The organism is Palleronia caenipelagi, assembly GCF_007004065.1.
Taxonomy (GTDB): Bacteria; Pseudomonadota; Alphaproteobacteria; order Rhodobacterales; family Rhodobacteraceae; genus Palleronia; species Palleronia caenipelagi.
Window position 1 is genome coordinate 1 of sequence record NZ_VFSV01000004.1, and the last position, 12,988, is coordinate 12,988.

The window sequence follows — 12,988 nt, forward strand, 5'->3', positions numbered from 1 at the left end:
CCGATATGCAAACGTCCGTCAGTCGAATGACCAGAACCGCCCGCATATCTCTTCAGATACTCGCAATTTCAAAGAGCTACCGACACAAAACTCAACAGATGCGCCCTAAACTAACGGCGCGCCCGCCTCATAATGTCCCGATGTCAGACCGCCTCATAAACACCAACTCAAGACCATCGTCAACCCGAAAGTTAACCGCCCCGTGTCAGCGTCGCCTCAGCGACCCCCCCAACCGCGCCTCAGCGCCGCCGGTGAAAGGGCTTCTAAGTGTACCATGAAGACGCCGCAAGCAGTTTTTTCAAGAAATTGACGCAAAGCCGCCAGAAAACGTTTTTACATGATTTTCAGCCCACATATCGTTGATCCAGAACGCCAATACGCCAAATCTTGAAACAATCAGTCCGACGAGCATGAGGATCGGCGATACGCCGAAGATCGCGTGACGCGATTTCCACTTCGTCAAACCCGCCAAACACGAAAATCCCGACTCAAGGCGGGGGGAATCGGAATCTCACGTAGTTTTAGCGGCTGGTTTGACCGGCCACGGGATGCGTAGACCCGGGACGCGCAAAGTGATCAGCGAAATGATTCCCACCAGATACAGCAATGGCTCCAGTTCCCACACCTTTTGCACCATGACGAAGTGAACCGCTCCCAGCACAGCAATGGGATAGGTGAGCTTGTGCAGTTTCCGCCACCGCATCGGGCCCATCTTGCGGATCGACAGGTTGTTTGAGGTCACTGCCAGCGGAATCGCCAGCACAAAGCCCACCATGCCGATGGTGATATAAGGCCGCTTCACGATATCCGCCCAGATCCGGTCGATGCGTTGCAGGTCGAGAATCGCCCAGGCGAGCAGATGACAGACGACCCAAAAGAAGAAGACGAGTGCCATGGCCCGTCGGTATTTCACGAGTGACACGCCGGTGAGCTTGCGAAGCGGTGTCACCGCGAGGACCGCCACCAGCATCTGCATAGCTGCCAGACCCAGTGCCCGTTCCAGCGCGTTGATCGGCTCAACGCCCATCTGCCCGGTGATCGCCAGATAGAGATACCAAAGCGGGACGCCGAGACCGAACACATAGACCGGCCAGGTCGGAATGCGCCGAAGGCCCCCGTTTATGCGCTGCGCGAAGGTCATCAGTAATTGGCCCTCAGATCCATGCCTTTATACAGCCCGCCGACCTCGGCCTCGTAGCCGTTGAACATCAGCGTATCGATTCGAGCCGACAGGAGGCCTCCGCCAATCCGGCGCTCGGACGCCTGACTCCAGCGCGGGTGGCTCACCTCCGGGTTTACGTTGGCGTAAAAGCCATATTCACCGGGTTGCGAGCGATTCCAGCTCGTGGGCGGCTGGGTATCGGTCAGGGTGATCTTGACCACCGATTTGATCGACTTGAACCCATATTTCCAGGGCACCACCAGACGCAGGGGCGCGCCGTTCTGGTTCGGGATCGGTTTACCATAAATACCGGTAGCCATGATCGTCAGCGGATGCATCGCCTCGTCGAGACGCAGCCCCTCTACATAAGGCCATTGCAGCGACCGGGTGCGCTGACCCTGCATCTCCTCAGGTCGGTAGAGCGTCTCGAAGGCGACATATTTCGCGCCGGACTGCACACCCGCCATGTTCAGCAGGTCAGCCAGTTCAAAGCCGTTCCACGGAACGACCATGGACCACGCTTCGACGCAACGCAGACGATAGATCCGCTCCTCTATGGTCATCTTCTTCATGATATCGGCGAAGGCATAGGCGCCGGGGCGTTCAACCATGCCGTCGATGGTCACCGACCACGGGTTAGTGGTCAGGCTGCCTGCGTTTCGCTTGGGGTCGTCCTTGCCGGTGCCGAATTCGTAGAAGTTGTTGTAAGAGGTGATCTCTTCGTAACTGTTCGGCTCAAGCCCGCCCTTGGCCTCCGCCACGACCGGAGCCAGCCCCGCCCCCAGACCAAGGGCCCCCGCACCGAGCATCAGCTGGCGCCGGTTCAGAAAGGCGTTGTAGGGCGTCACATCGTCTTGCGTCAGGGTATTCGTCCAGCGGCCCGCCATGGGATCCTCCATAAATCGTTAGGAGACAAAATAACTTGACGGCGCCAGCACTCAAATGAAACTCCCGTGAGAAGATGTAGCTTTCCCGCAATGGCGGGACCGGACCCGGGATTTTTCCATGCTGATCGTGACCGCCCTCCTCGCCTATCTGCTTGGCTCTATTCCCTTTGGCATCCTTATTGCCCGGATCATGGGGCTTGGGGATTTGCGGCAGATCGGGTCTGGTAACATCGGCGCGACCAACGTTCTGCGGACCGGCAACAAGCTCGCCGCCGCACTGACTCTGATCGGAGACGCGGGCAAGGGCGCCGTCGCTGTGCTGATCGCCCGGGCGCTGGTCGGCGAGGATGCGGCGCTGGTTGCGGGGGTCGCGGCCTTCGTCGGGCATTGCTACCCAATCTATCTGCGCTTTAAGGGTGGCAAAGGCGTAGCGACCTTTATCGGAACGGTGCTGGCTCTGCACTGGCCTTACGGTCTGCTGGCAGTCGCCACTTGGATTGCGATGGCGGGCGTGTTCCGCATCTCATCGCTCGCGGCTCTGACGGCGTCGGCCCTCATTCCACTGATTGCACTGCTGTTCGGAAACATAAAACTGGCGGTGGCGCTCGGCCTGATGACGGCGGTGATCTACCATCGCCATGCCGCCAACATCACGCGTCTGCGTGCGGGCACCGAGCCGAAAATCGGAAAAAAGTGATCCCGGCCCGGTCGGGCGCTCCGGAGGTTTGCCCCCCGGAGCGCGGATCGGATCTTACGGGCAAGCAGCCGTGTAACGCTGACCATTGGCGTTTTCATACACGCACTGGCCGTTGTTGTTCTGGCCGATGTAGTTGCCCGCAGCGGCACCCACAGCGGCACCCACCAGCGCACCAGCAGCGCGGTCATCGTCACCGGACACAGCGAGACCGGTCGCCGCGCCAAGAGCCGCGCCAGTCAGCGCACCCTGATTGTTACCACCGGACTGACAGCCAGCCACAAGGGCGACCAGCGGAAGGGCGATGAGAAACTTTTTCATAATATTTGCTCCGTTTAGCGTTTCGCAGCTGCCTGAACGCGACAGCGACATCAACGCCCCGATCTATGCCCCGTTTTCCGGTGACATCCAATATCAATAGGAAAATTCACCGAAGACCTGCGTAACGTCACCACTCCAGAGGCCATCATAGCGCTCGATCAGCTCATCCGCCGGAACCTTGCCTGTCTCGATGCTTTCCTTCAGCGCGTTGAGGAAATGGGTCTCGTCCGGTACGAGACCCCCTGCTCCGGCACAAGCCCGCGCCCTCAGTCCAGCGTTGGCGATCTCGACCGACTGACGCGCCAGTTCGTGCATGGATACCCCACCAGCTTCGGCCTGCAATCCGTGGATCGAGGCCTCGACCCTTAGCGCGTCGCGGGTTTCCGCATCCCACCCCTTGACCAGATCCCACGCCGCGTCGAGCGCGCTGTCGTCATAGAGCAGCCCGACCCAGAAGGCCGGAAGCGCGCAGAGCCGCCGCCACGGACCGCCATCGGCACCGCGCATCTCGATGAACTTCTTGATCCGTGCCTCCGGGAATATCGTCGTCAGGTGGTCGGCCCAATCTGAGAGGGTCGGCTTTTCACCCGGCAACGCAGGTAGTTCGCCCTTGAGGAAGTCCCGGAAGGACTGCCCGAGCGCATTGATATACTGGCCCTCGCGATAAACGAAATACATGGGCACATCGAGCGCGTACTCGACCCAGGCCTCGAAGCCGAACCCGTCCTCGAACACAAATGGAAGCATCCCGGTCCGGTCCGCGTCCAGATCCCGCCAGATCCGCGCGCGCCAGGATTTGTGACCGTTGAGCTTGCCCTCCAGGAACGGCGAGTTGGCGAACAGCGCGGTGGCGACAGGCTGCAAGGCCAGCGCGACGCGCAGCTTCTTCACCATGTCCGCTTCGGAGGAGAAGTCCAGATTCACCTGCACAGTACAGGTGCGGCGCATCATCTGGGTGCCCAGTGCGCCAACTTTCTGCATGTAGCCGTCCATGAGCTTGTAGCGCCCCTTGGGCATCAGCGGCATCTCGTCATGAGTCCAGTGCGGTGCCGCGCCAAGCCCGATAAAGCCCACACCGATCTCGTCGGCGATCTCCTTCACCTGAGCGAGGTGATTGTTCACCTCATCGCAGGTCTCGTGGATCGTCTGCAGCGGCGCGCCGGAGAGTTCCAGCTGTCCACCCGGCTCCAGCGAGATATTCGCCCCGTCCTTTTCCAGCCCGATCAGACGGCCCGCCTCCTCGACAGGGGCCCAGCCAAAGCGGTCGCGCAGCCCGGACAACATGGCGAGAATCGAGCGATCCCCCTCATAGGGCAGCGGTTTGAGGGTCTCGGTGCAGTAGCCGAATTTCTCGTGCTCGGTGCCGATGCGCCACTGATCGCGGGGCTTGCACCCGTCGGCCAGATACTCGGCCAGTTGCTCATGGCGCTCGATGGGGCCCCCGCCCGACTGAGGTATGGACATCGGATCCCTTTCTCTTGCTGGATCGCCTTCGCACCTGTGCGCAAGACCTCACGAAGTCAAGCGCGGCTGCGGCCTGTGCCAGACCGACTTTAGCTCCGTCGAAGCATGGCGCAACGCCGAGAGCGCCCTTTCCTCCGACAAACCCGGCAGGGCGACCACGGCATCGAACAAGCGCTCTGCCCCTTCGGCATCCGTCGGAATCGTCAGGCGCTGCCTGGTCGTATCGGTGAAATGCCACCGCAGGGTACCCGCCGGAGACCGGGACACCGCGACGGAAACCAGCGCTTCGACCGACAGAACACCGCCGCCGAACCCGTCGAGATAGGTGATCTGGCGCTCATCCACCGTCACGATCCCCGCGCCGCCGCCATCTCCGGGGCGCATCAGGCGCAGGATCCCGCTTCGCAGGACCGCCGCGCCCGCGACGATCAACGTCACGCCGACCCAGCGTAAGACGCCAAAAGATGTCACCGCCCACCACAGCCCCAGCGTCAGCAAGGCCGCGCCGAACGCCGCTTCGCGCCAGCGCATCAGGACCGGTATCAGTTCGGGACGGATCAGCGCCATGATTTACCAATCCCCCAACGCAGCTTGCCACAGGGTCAGGGCGGCGACGGCGGCGGTGTCGGCGCGCAAAATACGGGGGCCGAGGGAGACCGGGCGCGCCGCATCCATCCCATGGAGCCGGGTGCGCTCGGCCTCGGAGAATCCGCCCTCCGGACCAATGAGGATCGCCCAAGCGCCGGGCGTCTCAGCGGCCAGCGACGAAGCGGCGCCAACCATGCGCTCGTCGCAGAACATCAGCCGCCGCGCCGGGTCCCACCCGTCGAGCACCGCCCTGAGCCGCGCAATGTCGGCAACCTCGGGCACAAAGGTGCCACCACATTGCTCCGCCGCCTCGACTGCGTGAGCTTGCAGGCGATCCTGGCGAATCCGCTCGGAATTGGTGAACTCGGTCTGCACCGGGCAAATCCGCGCAGCCCCCAGCTCGGCGGCTTTCTCGACGATAAAGTCGGTCCGCGTCTTCTTGATCGGCGCGAAGAGGAGCCAAAGATCCGGCGGATCGCGCTGCTCCGCCACCTGCTCAAGGCATTTCAGGCTGCCGCCCCGCTTACCCGCTTCGTCGATTCGTGCCGACCACGCGCCGTTCTGGCCGTCGAACACCTCGATCAGATCCCCCTGCCCACGACGCATCACGCCAAAGAGGTAATGAGCCTGATCCCGGGTCAGAGGAACCGATTGCCCCGCGCCCAGCGGGTGATCTAGATAAAGACGAATGACAGAAGCCACGACAGGACAGATCCCTTGACTGAACGTATTGAGACGAAAGGCCAGGTGGCTGATGCCGTCAAGGGCAACTGGGTCGATCATTGGGCCCCCGAGCCCACGCGCCCCTATCTGCGCCTCTCCCGCGCCGACCGTCCTGTCGGGACATGGTTGCTGCTGCTGCCGTGCTGGTGGGGGCTGGCGCTGGCCGCGGCCCACGGGGGTGAGGTGAGCGGTCTGACCTTCTGGATTGCGCTGGGCTGCGCCATAGGAGCCTTTCTGATGCGCGGCGCGGGCTGTACTTGGAACGATATCACCGACCGGGAGATCGACGGCAGCGTCGCACGAACCCGATCCCGCCCGATCCCGTCGGGTCAGGTGACCGTGAAACAGGCGCTGGGCTGGGCTGTCATACAGTCCCTGATCGCCTTCGGCATCCTGCTGACCTTTAACGGAACCGCAATCGCGCTGGGGGTCCTGTCGCTGCTGCCGGTCGCGGTCTATCCATTTGCCAAGCGGTTCACGTGGTGGCCACAGGTTTTTCTCGGCATCGCCTTCAACTGGGGCGCGCTGTTGGCCTGGGCTGCGCAGGACGGCGGATTGCACCCGGCGGCCGTGCTGCTCTACCTCTCCGGCATCGCGTGGACTCTCTATTACGACACGATCTACGCCTATCAGGACATCGAGGACGACGCCCTGATCGGGGTGAAATCCACCGCCCGGTTGTTCGATTCTCGCCCGATACCGTGGCTGATCAGCTTTGCCGCCGCAACGGTAGTGCTGATGGCAGGGGCTGTGATCTGGGCGCTGGGCAGCGATCCGCGCCTCTGGATAGCGCTGGCCGCGCCGGTGGGGCTGGGCGCCCACCTACTGTGGCAGTTGCGGCGCTTTGACCGTACCGACCCCGCCGCGTGCATGGTACTGTTCCGTTCCAACCGCGATGCCGGGCTGATTGCCGCGATGTTTCTCGCCGCAGCGGCGCTCCTGTGATGGACGCGACACGGTCCGGCGTCTATGAGACCGGGTGTCGGGAATAGCAGAGACCGTGCCCATGAAGATAAAGCCTCTTCTGGCGACGCTTGTCGCTTTCGTGCTGGCCTTGGGGATCGCCGTGTTCGGGGCCCGCTTTGCCGTGTTTCAGATCGAGTCGCGGTCCGTCGCGGCCATCTATGAGACGCTCACCGAATCTGGATACGATTGGGCCGAAGTAACGGCGGACGGGTTGCAGATCCGCATGAGCGGAACCGCCCCCGATGAAGCCAGCCGCTTTCGTGCTTTGAGCGAGGCCGGGAAAATCGTCGATGGCACGCGGATTGTCGATGAAATGGCCGTCGCACAAACCGCAGATATCGGGCTGCCGGACTTCTCGGTCGAGCTGCTGCATTCCGGCGAAGGGCTGACCCTGATCGGGCTGGTGCCCAGCAGCATGGACCGGACCAGATTTCTGCAGGATCTGGTGCGAATCGTGGGACAGCGCCCGGTGACGGACCTGTTGCAGACAGCGGATTTTCCGGCACCGGACGGCTGGGACGATGCTCTGGAGTTCGGCCTCGACGCCCTGCGCCGCAGCGAAAAGGCCAAAGTCTCCATCGCCCCGGACCGCGTCGGCGTGACCACCATGGCCGAGAGCAACGAAGCCAAAGCGCGGCTGGAGCGGCTCCTGACCACTGCCGCGCCCTCGGGAATTGAGGTTGCGCTCGACATTTCGGCACCCCGCCCGGTGATTACTCCGTTCCTGTTCCGAATGGTGAAAAGCCCTGATCGTGTCCGCTACATCGCCTGCTCTGTCCCGGATGAGGCCGCGCTGAAACGGGTGAAATCGGAGGCGGAGAAGCTGAGTTCTGTTATCCCGATCTGCACAACAGGGCTTGGCGTTCCCGCCCCGGACTGGATTGATGTGGTCCTGATGGGGATGTCCAGCATGGCAGATGTGGCGGACGGGACCCTCACCTTGTCCGATCTGGACATGACGTTTGACGCTGGCGCTGAGGTAGAGAATTTCTCGACCGTCGTCGCCGAGATGCGGCGGAACCTGCCCGAAGGTTACACGCTCACGGCAACACAGGAAGATCTGGAAATCGAGGCAGAGGAAACCCCCGCCGAATTCATGGCGTCGCTGAGCCCTGATGGCCGCGTGGAGATCAATGGTCGTATGGCCTCCAATCTCGACCGGAACAGCGTGACAACCTTTAGCCGTGCCATCTTCAGCGGCACCGAGGTCGACCCAACAATCGAGATTTCCGACAACGTTCCCGCTGGGTGGCTGCCCACGGTTTTGGCGGCCCTCGATGCCCTGTCGATTCTGGACCATGGGGCGGTGACCGTCCGCGAGACAGGCATCACCCTCAGCGGCACCAGTGGCGACCGGAACGCAGAATCGAAAATCGCAGGACTGTTGACGGGCCGCCTCAGTGACGGCGCCCAGTATCGGATCGACGTCGAATACGACAAGCGGCTGGACCAGACTCTGGGCCTGCCGAGTCCTCAGGAATGCGTCGATCAGATCAACGGCGTGTTACAGACGCGGCAAATCACGTTCGACCCCGGCTCAGCCGATATCGACGCCGATTCGCGCGAGAGCATCGAAAAGATCGCCGAAGTCATGCGCAAATGCCTCGATATCCAGATGGAAGTCGGTGGCTACACCGACAGTCAGGGACGCGAGGAAATGAACCAGTCCCTCAGCCAAAGCCGCGCCGAAGCAGTGCTGGTGGCCCTGCAATCCCGCAGGATCCCCGTGGGCAATCTGGTTGCGACGGGCTACGGCGAAGCAAACCCGATCGCCAGCAACGACACTCCCGAGGGCCGCGAAGCCAATCGTCGGATTGAATTTCGCCTTCTCAGTGACGAGGCCGTGACGGGAGATGAACCGGCTTCGGAGAACGCCGAAACAGAGGAGGCTGAGACGGCCGAATGAACCGTACCGAATTCATTGTTGCCACGGCACTGATCCTGTTTGTGGCCTTCGCGCTGGGCTGGTTTGCCAATTGGCTCGTGCACAGGATGACCCGGGTTCAGCAGTCTGATCTGAACGAACTCGACAATCTGGCACGCGGACTTCACGAAGCCGAAGAACAGCGCGATCAGGCGATCGCCTATGTCCAAGAGCGCGAAGCCGAGATAGCGAACCAACTCAGGGCAACGGAGGCCGAGTTGCAGGCCACCATGGACACCGTGCGCCAACTCAGGTCGGAAAACGAAGAAATGCGGGACTATATCGAGCAGATTCAAGCCCGCTCGGGCGGCTGATCACCAGCGGGAGAGGGCGTCTTCGTCCTCGTCGCGCGCTGCGACCCATGAGGCCCCGTCGCGAGTGACCTCTTTCTTCCAGAAGGGGGCCCGGGACTTCAGGTAATCCATCAGGAACTCAGCTGCCTGAAACGCATCAGCCCGGTGCCTGGCCGCTGTCGCGACCATCATAATCTGATCCCCGGGCGCCAGCGGGCCGTGTCGGTGAATCACTAGCGCATCACCCAAAGTCCAGCGCGCTGTCGCCTCGGTCACCATGGCCTCAATCGCCAAAATCGTCATCGCAGGATAATGCTCGATCTCAAGTCTCTGTAGATCGCCCGCATCATTGTCCCGCACCACCCCGGTAAAGGTGACCACCGCCCCCAGATCGCGCCGCCCTGAAGCAAAGCCTGTCAACTCGGCCCCCGGATCAAGGGGCTCTGACTGGATGCGAACGGCCATCGGCTCAGCCCCCCGTCATGGGAGGAAAGAGCGCAACCTCCCGCACCCCGGGTAACGGATGGTCAAACTCCACCAATTGCTGATCCGCCGCTGCGCGAATCGCGCCGAGATCGGAGAGGGCAAGGTCATATCGATCTTCCCGCGCTCGCAGCTCGCTAATCAGCTCTGCAATCGTCGCGGCATCTGTCTCCACCGTCTCACGAGGCAGACCGATCCGCTCACGCACCCAGGCGAAATAGACGAGATCCACCTTCATACCGGGTCCTTCACATAGGGCAGCGCCTTGGAGAAATAGTCCCAGCCGGTGATCAGCGTCAGCGCGGCGGCGGCCCACAGGAGCGCGGCGCCTGCGGCAAATACCGCTCCGCCCAAGGCCCCGCTGGCAAACAGCACCGCAATCGCGACCATCTGCACCGTCGTCTTCCACTTGGCGAGCTTGGTGACCTTCAACAGCTTTGCATCGGCACCGAGGAACTCCCGCAGCCCCGAGACGAAAACCTCCCGGAACACGATCAGCGCGGCGGGAACCAGGACCCAACCGCTGAGCCCCGACAGCCCGCCCAGCATCATAAGCGAGATGATCACCATCGCTTTGTCTGCAATGGGGTCGAGCATCGCGCCGAACCGGCTTTCCAGATTCCACGCCCGGGCGATATACCCGTCGAACCAGTCCGTCACCGACGCGCCGACAAAGAGCGCAAAGCCCAACCAATCGGCGGCGGGCCGGTCAAAAATGACGAAAACGAGGGCCACGGCAGGGGCGGCGATCAACCTGATGACAGTCAGGATATTTGGCAAGGTCCAGCGCATACCCGACAGATAGGCGCAAAGCCCGGCGGGGGGAAGCGGGAGATACGGGATTTCCTACTCTGAGGTCTCTTCGACTGGCTCAGCAGGTGCCTCGTCGCGCAAACGTTGCAGGAGGGCAAGTGACGGGAAGCCATCCGCAGGCAGCGCCGCGTCGGTCTGATAGGCCCGAACGGCAGCAAGGCTGCGCGGGCCGAGCTTGCCGTCTACCCCACCGGTGTCGAAGCCCGCTTCGGTGAGGCGCCTCTGCAACTCGGCGCTCTCCGTAGTCGTCAAAGTGCGTTCATCCCGGGGCCACGCCGCAACAAGCTCAGCCCCGCCTGCCAGACGGTCCGCCAGCAGACCGATGGCGAGCGCGCCCTGAATGCCACCTTCGCTGGCCGCCAAGGCATCAAATGTACCCGAGACGATAAAGGCTGGACCAAGGGCGCCCGCAGGCAACAGAAGTCGGGTCAGACCCAGCTCAGACCGAAGGTCTGCACCACCGGCCCCCGTCACGCCGTCGTCGCGCCACTCGGCGACCGCCCGACGCGCGCGACCGCCCGCCAGATCGTAGTCGAAGCCATCAGGCAACCGCACTTCCTGCCCCCATGGCACTCCGGGACGCACCCCCTGCGCCCTTAGCATCGCCGCTACATTGCCCATGGCGTCCACGGGACTTCTGCCAGCCAGCTGCACACGGCCATCCCCATCAACGTCCTGAGCCCAGAGCACAAGGTCAGTCGGACGCATGTTCATCGGGCCCAGCCCACCCGATGCGCTGCCTCGCGCATCCTCGGGAGCCAGCGCGCCGGTGGAGTGCAGCATCAACAGCGCCACCAGCTGAGCCTCGTGATAGGCCCGCGCCGGACCCGACGCCGCACGACTTGCCAGCACGTCAACGGATCTAGGCCCGGTCCGCGTCGTCCCGAGATCGCTTTGGAGGCCCCAAATGGCGGCGAGCAGATGCCGGTCCACGCCGTACTGCGCCTCCACATCACCAAACATCCGCGACCGACGTTGCAACTGCCATCGTCCCGCACCGATCCGCCCACTTGTAAGCGCGTCGTCGATAACCTCCCAAATGGGCTTGTCCAGTCTCGGCGGCTTGAGCGGCACATAGGTGACCGAGGCCATCTCGGCGTCAAAGACGGCACGATCTACGCCCTGCGCCAGCGCCCGCCCTCGAAAGGCCGAAAGCCAACGCTCAAGGACCGCATCATCTTCCGACGTCGTTTCCACATCTGTAGTCTGGGGCTGAGGCACTGCGGTGGCAGCCACATCCGCATCGATTTCGACCCGCCCAGGCTCCTGCGCCTGCGCTATAACCCCGGAGCCAATACTCCAGACAATGATCGACAGCAGCACGCTGCGCATGAGGGACTCTCCGTCTGACCCCAGTCTGAGACCTGATCGTCCAAATAACGTCACGCGACTGGTGGCCCTAACTTGTGGCGGGACGGGTCTCATTCTGCAAGTCTTGGGTCAGTCCCTGCTCAGGGGATTCAACCAGATGTGAACATAAGGAAGACCATTATGGACGAGATCGTCATCCTCTCCGGCGCCCGCACCGCAATCGGCACCTTCGGAGGCAGCCTTGCAGCGACGCCCCCTGCCGAGCTTGCAACGCAGGTGTCGAAGGCAGCGCTTGAGCGCGCGGGCGTCGAAGGCGGCCAGATCGGCCATGTCGTCTTCGGCCATGTGATCAACACCGAGCCGGGCGACATGTATCTCAGCCGCAAGGCCGCGATGAATGCCGGCATCCCTGACACCACCCCGGCAATGAACGTGAACCGTCTCTGCGGGTCCGGCGCGCAGGCCATCGTCAGCGTGATCCAGAACCTTGCCATGGGCGATGCCGATTTCGGTCTCGCAGGCGGCGCCGAATCCATGAGCCGCTCGCCCTATATCGTCCCCGCCATCCGCTGGGGTCAGAAGATGGGCGACACTTCCGCGCAAGACATGATGCTGGGCGCGCTGAACTGTCCCTTTGGCACCGGTCATATGGGTGTGACGGCCGAGAACGTGGCGGATGAGCACAATGTCAGCCGCGAAGACATGGACGCCTTCGCCATGACTTCGCAGGAGCGCGCCGCGGCCGCCATCGCCGACGGACGCTTCAAAGAGCAGATCGTCCCTATCGAGGTACGGGTGAAGCGCGACATGGTGCCTTTCGACACGGATGAGCACCCCAAGGCGACCTCGCTGGAGAAGCTCGGCAGCCTCAAGCCGGTGTTCCGCAAGGATGGCGCAGTGACGGCGGGCAACGCATCGGGCATCAATGACGGCGCCGCATCGCTGGTCCTCGCCCGTGCAGACGCCGCCGAAAGGGCCGGTCTGACCCCGAAATTCCGCATTCTCGGCTACGCTCATGCTGGCGTCCGCCCCGAGGTTATGGGCATCGGCCCGATCCCGGCGGTGCAGAAACTTCTGGAGAAAACCGGCCTGAGCCTCTCGGATGTGGATGTGATCGAATCGAACGAAGCCTTCGCCGCGCAGGCCATCGCAGTGAACCGGGGCCTCGGCTTTGACACGGACAAGGTGAACCCGAATGGCGGCGCGATTGCGCTGGGTCACCCGGTGGGCGCCACCGGCGCGATCATCACCGTCAAGGCGATGTACGAGCTGGAGCGTATCGGCGGACGTAACGCCATCATCACCATGTGCATCGGTGGCGGTCAGGGCATCGCGCTGGCAATCCAGCGCATCTGACGC

At 62.7% G+C, this 12,988-nt stretch carries 15 protein-coding genes; 5 read left to right on the forward strand and 10 right to left on the reverse strand.

What is annotated here, in order from left to right:
* Positions 1–511: 511 nt before the first annotated feature.
* Together msrQ and msrP are read right to left on the reverse strand one after the other, a co-directional pair.
* The gene (gene msrQ / locus FEV53_RS02885) at positions 512–1,141 is read right to left on the reverse strand and encodes a protein-methionine-sulfoxide reductase heme-binding subunit MsrQ (protein ID WP_142833324.1); all 630 of its coding nucleotides are present in this window, start codon (positions 1,139–1,141) and stop codon (positions 512–514) included.
* Positions 1,141–2,049, reverse strand: a complete 909-nt coding sequence (msrP, locus tag FEV53_RS02890; protein WP_142833325.1) for a protein-methionine-sulfoxide reductase catalytic subunit MsrP — start codon at positions 2,047–2,049, stop codon at positions 1,141–1,143. The genes msrQ and msrP overlap by 1 nt, the downstream gene beginning before the upstream one ends.
* 118 nt (positions 2,050–2,167) lie before the next feature.
* Between msrP and plsY the strand changes: the two genes are divergently transcribed.
* The gene (gene plsY, locus FEV53_RS02895; protein ID WP_142833326.1) at positions 2,168–2,746 is read left to right on the forward strand and encodes a glycerol-3-phosphate 1-O-acyltransferase PlsY; all 579 of its coding nucleotides are present in this window, start codon (positions 2,168–2,170) and stop codon (positions 2,744–2,746) included.
* A 54-nt stretch (positions 2,747–2,800) separates the two neighbouring features.
* On the opposite strand, the gene FEV53_RS02900 is transcribed toward plsY, so the two are convergent.
* From FEV53_RS02900 to FEV53_RS02915, 4 genes are all read right to left on the reverse strand, one after another.
* Positions 2,801–3,064, reverse strand: a complete 264-nt coding sequence (locus FEV53_RS02900) for a membrane lipoprotein lipid attachment site-containing protein (protein WP_142833327.1) — start codon at positions 3,062–3,064, stop codon at positions 2,801–2,803.
* Positions 3,065–3,157: 93 nt separating this feature from the next.
* Complete coding sequence (locus tag FEV53_RS02905) at positions 3,158–4,528, reverse strand: glutamate--cysteine ligase (protein ID WP_142833328.1); 1,371 nt, start codon at positions 4,526–4,528, stop codon at positions 3,158–3,160.
* 48 nt (positions 4,529–4,576) lie between these two features.
* Positions 4,577–5,095, reverse strand: coding sequence for a hypothetical protein (locus tag FEV53_RS02910; RefSeq protein ID WP_142833329.1), 519 nt, complete (start codon positions 5,093–5,095; stop codon positions 4,577–4,579).
* A gap of 3 nt (positions 5,096–5,098) precedes the next feature.
* Positions 5,099–5,818, reverse strand: coding sequence for a 16S rRNA (uracil(1498)-N(3))-methyltransferase (locus FEV53_RS02915; RefSeq protein ID WP_246100715.1), 720 nt, complete (start codon positions 5,816–5,818; stop codon positions 5,099–5,101).
* Positions 5,819–5,833: 15 nt separating this feature from the next.
* Between FEV53_RS02915 and ubiA the strand changes: the two genes are divergently transcribed.
* From ubiA to FEV53_RS02930, 3 genes are all read left to right on the forward strand, one after another.
* A complete protein-coding gene (gene ubiA, locus FEV53_RS02920; RefSeq protein WP_142833331.1) occupies positions 5,834–6,784 on the forward strand; it encodes a 4-hydroxybenzoate octaprenyltransferase in 951 nt (316 codons plus the stop codon).
* 61 nt (positions 6,785–6,845) lie between these two features.
* A complete protein-coding gene (locus FEV53_RS02925) occupies positions 6,846–8,711 on the forward strand; it encodes an OmpA family protein (protein WP_142833332.1) in 1,866 nt (621 codons plus the stop codon).
* Positions 8,708–9,043 (forward strand): hypothetical protein, encoded by a 336-nt coding sequence (locus FEV53_RS02930; protein ID WP_142833333.1) that lies wholly within the window; start codon positions 8,708–8,710, stop codon positions 9,041–9,043. Before FEV53_RS02925 ends, FEV53_RS02930 begins: the two co-directional genes overlap by 4 nt.
* Here the strand turns inward: FEV53_RS02930 and FEV53_RS02935 are convergent, their stop codons facing one another.
* From FEV53_RS02935 to FEV53_RS02950, 4 genes are read right to left on the reverse strand one after another with little or no spacing between them, the layout of a single operon-like run.
* On the reverse strand, positions 9,044–9,487 hold the full coding sequence (locus FEV53_RS02935) for a molybdenum cofactor biosynthesis protein MoaE (protein ID WP_142833334.1): 444 nt from the start codon (positions 9,485–9,487) through the stop codon (positions 9,044–9,046).
* A gap of 4 nt (positions 9,488–9,491) precedes the next feature.
* Entirely contained in the window at positions 9,492–9,743 is a 252-nt protein-coding gene (locus FEV53_RS02940) for a MoaD/ThiS family protein (protein ID WP_142833335.1), read from the reverse strand.
* Entirely contained in the window at positions 9,740–10,297 is a 558-nt protein-coding gene (gene pgsA, locus FEV53_RS02945; RefSeq protein WP_142833336.1) for a CDP-diacylglycerol--glycerol-3-phosphate 3-phosphatidyltransferase, read from the reverse strand. Before pgsA ends, FEV53_RS02940 begins: the two co-directional genes overlap by 4 nt.
* Positions 10,298–10,351: 54 nt before the next feature.
* Complete coding sequence (locus tag FEV53_RS02950) at positions 10,352–11,650, reverse strand: lytic murein transglycosylase (RefSeq protein WP_185962075.1); 1,299 nt, start codon at positions 11,648–11,650, stop codon at positions 10,352–10,354.
* A gap of 159 nt (positions 11,651–11,809) precedes the next feature.
* Between FEV53_RS02950 and FEV53_RS02955 the strand changes: the two genes are divergently transcribed.
* A complete protein-coding gene (locus tag FEV53_RS02955) occupies positions 11,810–12,985 on the forward strand; it encodes an acetyl-CoA C-acyltransferase family protein (protein WP_142833338.1) in 1,176 nt (391 codons plus the stop codon).
* Positions 12,986–12,988 lie beyond the last annotated feature (3 nt).

What these genes read in the sequence shown, in the direction of transcription:
- msrQ (WP_142833324.1), bottom strand. Translation starts at nt 1,141, where the DNA reads ATGACCTTCGCGCAGCGCATAAACGGGGGCCTTCGGCGCATTCCGACC.
- msrP (WP_142833325.1), bottom strand. Translation starts at nt 2,049, where the DNA reads ATGGCGGGCCGCTGGACGAATACCCTGACGCAAGACGATGTGACGCCC.
- plsY (WP_142833326.1), top strand. Translation starts at nt 2,168, where the DNA reads ATGCTGATCGTGACCGCCCTCCTCGCCTATCTGCTTGGCTCTATTCCC.
- FEV53_RS02900 (WP_142833327.1), bottom strand. Translation starts at nt 3,064, where the DNA reads ATGAAAAAGTTTCTCATCGCCCTTCCGCTGGTCGCCCTTGTGGCTGGC.
- FEV53_RS02905 (WP_142833328.1), bottom strand. Translation starts at nt 4,528, where the DNA reads ATGTCCATACCTCAGTCGGGCGGGGGCCCCATCGAGCGCCATGAGCAA.
- FEV53_RS02910 (WP_142833329.1), bottom strand. Translation starts at nt 5,095, where the DNA reads ATGGCGCTGATCCGTCCCGAACTGATACCGGTCCTGATGCGCTGGCGC.
- FEV53_RS02925 (WP_142833332.1), top strand. Translation starts at nt 6,846, where the DNA reads ATGAAGATAAAGCCTCTTCTGGCGACGCTTGTCGCTTTCGTGCTGGCC.
- FEV53_RS02930 (WP_142833333.1), top strand. Translation starts at nt 8,708, where the DNA reads ATGAACCGTACCGAATTCATTGTTGCCACGGCACTGATCCTGTTTGTG.
- FEV53_RS02935 (WP_142833334.1), bottom strand. Translation starts at nt 9,487, where the DNA reads ATGGCCGTTCGCATCCAGTCAGAGCCCCTTGATCCGGGGGCCGAGTTG.
- FEV53_RS02940 (WP_142833335.1), bottom strand. Translation starts at nt 9,743, where the DNA reads ATGAAGGTGGATCTCGTCTATTTCGCCTGGGTGCGTGAGCGGATCGGT.
- pgsA (WP_142833336.1), bottom strand. Translation starts at nt 10,297, where the DNA reads ATGCGCTGGACCTTGCCAAATATCCTGACTGTCATCAGGTTGATCGCC.
- FEV53_RS02950 (WP_185962075.1), bottom strand. Translation starts at nt 11,650, where the DNA reads ATGCGCAGCGTGCTGCTGTCGATCATTGTCTGGAGTATTGGCTCCGGG.
- FEV53_RS02955 (WP_142833338.1), top strand. Translation starts at nt 11,810, where the DNA reads ATGGACGAGATCGTCATCCTCTCCGGCGCCCGCACCGCAATCGGCACC.